The sequence below is a fragment of the Paenarthrobacter sp. CM16 genome, from assembly GCF_013179505.1.
Taxonomy (GTDB): Bacteria; Actinomycetota; Actinomycetes; order Actinomycetales; family Micrococcaceae; genus Arthrobacter.
Genome location: NZ_JABMCX010000449.1, coordinates 1 through 2587 on the forward strand (window position 1 = coordinate 1; position 2587 = coordinate 2587).

At 62.6% G+C, this 2587-nt stretch carries 2 protein-coding genes and 1 pseudogene; all 3 read left to right on the plus strand.

Features of this window, described 5'->3' with window-relative positions; all coding sequences use genetic code 11:
* A pseudogene (locus HP499_RS23255) lies at nucleotides 1–695 on the plus strand (glutamate synthase subunit alpha); the annotation flags it as partial.
* Nucleotides 688–2145 carry a glutamate synthase subunit beta gene (locus HP499_RS23260; protein WP_172326424.1) on the plus strand — a complete coding sequence of 486 codons (1458 nt, stop codon included), beginning with the start codon at nucleotides 688–690 and terminating at the stop codon, nucleotides 2143–2145. The pseudogene HP499_RS23255 and the gene HP499_RS23260, both read left to right, overlap by 8 nt.
* 54 nt (nucleotides 2146–2199) lie before the next feature.
* On the plus strand, nucleotides 2200–2587 hold a 388-nt coding region (locus HP499_RS23265), incomplete at its 3' end, for a pyruvate kinase (RefSeq protein ID WP_253951765.1).

The following is a 2587-nucleotide window of genomic DNA, read 5'->3' on the forward strand; positions in this document are numbered from 1 at the left end:
ACGTCACCCTCAATGGCACCGCGGGACAGTCGCTCGGAGCGTTCCTGCCCGCGGGCATCACGCTGCGGATGTTCGGTGATTCCAACGACTACGTTGGCAAGGGCCTCTCCGGTGGACGCATCATTGTCCGCCCGGACCGCACCAACGTGTTCCAGGCTGAGCGCAACGTCATTGCCGGCAACGTCATTGGTTATGGCGCCACCAGCGGTGAAATGTTCCTGCGTGGCCAGGTGGGCGAACGCTTCCTTGTCCGCAACTCCGGCGCGACCGCCGTCGTCGAAGGCATTGGTGATCACGGTTGCGAGTACATGACCGGTGGCCAGACGCTGATCATCGGACGCACCGGCCGTAACTTCGGAGCCGGCATGTCCGGTGGAACCGCCTATGTACTGGACCTGCAACCTGAGCGTGTCAACAAGATGGCCCTCGACACCGGCGAACTCCAGCTCCTGGAGCTCGACGCCGAGGACCGCGACATCGTCCACGGCCTGCTGACCAAGCACGTTGAGGAAACCGAATCCGTCCTGGCCGGCCGTCTGCTCGAGAACTTCGACGACACCGCCGCCCGCATCACCAAAGTACTGCCGCGTGATTACGCCGCAGTCCTGCAAACCCGTCTCGACGCCATCGAAGAGGGCCTTGACCCCGATGGCGAAGAAGTATGGTCTCGAATCCTGGAGGTAACCGGTGGCTGATCCACGCGGATTTCTGAAAGTCCGGCAGCGCGAGACGCAGCCACGCCGTCCCGTTCCCGTCCGCATCATGGACTGGAAGGAAGTTTACGAAGCCCAGGAAAAGGGCGTCCTGAAGAGCCAGGCCGGCCGCTGCATGGACTGCGGCGTTCCGTTCTGCCACCAAGGCTGCCCGTTGGGTAACCTCATTCCCGAGTGGAACGACCTCGTGTGGCGGGACAAGGGTGAAGAGGCTATTGAGCGTCTTCACGCCACGAACAACTTCCCGGAGTTCACCGGCCGTCTGTGCCCTGCACCCTGCGAAGCGTCCTGCGTGCTGGGGATCAACCAGCCTGCTGTGACCATCAAGCAGGTTGAGGTCTCGATCATTGATCAGGCGTTTGATAACGACTGGGTCCAGCCCCTTCCGCCGACGCGCCTGACCGGCAAGACGGTAGCTGTGGTGGGATCCGGTCCCGCCGGCCTGGCCGTGGCACAGCAGTTGACCCGCGTGGGCCACACCGTTGCCGTGTATGAGCGTGACGACAAGATCGGCGGCCTGCTCCGCTACGGCATCCCCGACTTCAAGATGGAGAAGGAACAGGTTGACCGCCGCCTGGAGCAGATGAAGGCCGAAGGCACCCGCTTCCGGACCGGCGTCGCTGTTGGTACGGACGTGACGTGGGAGCAGCTGCGACGCCGTTACGACGCCGTCGTAGTAGCCACCGGCGCTACCGTTCCGCGTGACCTGCCCATCCCGGGCCGTGACCTTGAGGGTGTCCATTTCGCCATGGATTACCTGGTTCCTTCGAACCGCAAGGTGGCGGGGGAGAACCCTGAGAACCACATTGATGCCCGTGGCAAGCACGTTGTCATCCTCGGTGGTGGCGATACCGGTGCTGACTGCATCGGCACCGCCCACCGCCACCAGGCAGCATCGGTGACCACGCTCGCGATCGGCAAGCAGCCGCCCGCAGAACGTGCCACCCACCAGCCGTGGCCGACGTTCCCCACCCTGTTCGAGGTCGCCAGCGCCCACGAAGAAGGCGGCGAGCGTACCTACCTTGCATCAACCGTTGAGTTCGTTGGCGAAAACGGCAAACTCACCGGAGTTAAAGTTGCTGAAACCGAGTTCGTGGACGGCAAACGCCTGCCCAAGGCCGGTACAGAACGGATCATCCCAGCTGACCTTGTCTTCCTGAGCCTTGGCTTTACCGGCGCTGAGCCGGCAGGAATCACGGAGCAGGTCAGCGCAGAGTTCGACAGTCGGGGCAACGTTGCCCGCGACGGCTACTACATGACAAACACCGAGGGCGTGTTTGTTGCCGGCGATGCCGGACGTGGCCAGTCACTGATTGTGTGGGCCATTGCGGAAGGCCGTGCGTGCGCGGCCGCAGTGGACAAGTTCCTGATGGGAAGCACCATTCTCCCGGCACCGGTCGCCCCCACCGACCGGGCGATAGCGGTCTTATAGCGCCGGCAGGAACAACCTTTTACTCAATCAGCATGAACTACTTAGGGTAGGTATATGAGACGCGCAAAAATTGTGGCAACTTTCGGCCCGGCTATCTCCAGCTTCGACAACACCCTCGCGGTGCTGGAGGCCGGCGTTGACGTTGCCCGCATGAACATGAGCCACGGCGACTACTCCGTGCACGACATCACCTACGAAAACGTCCGCAAGGCTGCGGCGCAGCTGGGCAAGCCTGTTGCGATCATGGCTGACCTGCAGGGACCCAAGATCCGTCTTGGCCGTTTTGTTGACGGACCCCACGAGCTGGCCGTCGGCGACACCTTCACCATCACCACCGAAGACGTCCCCGGCACCAAGGACATCTGCTCCACCACGCTTAAGAGCCTCACTGAGGACGTCAACGTGGGCGATGCCCTGTTGATCGACGACGGCAAGGTGGCCA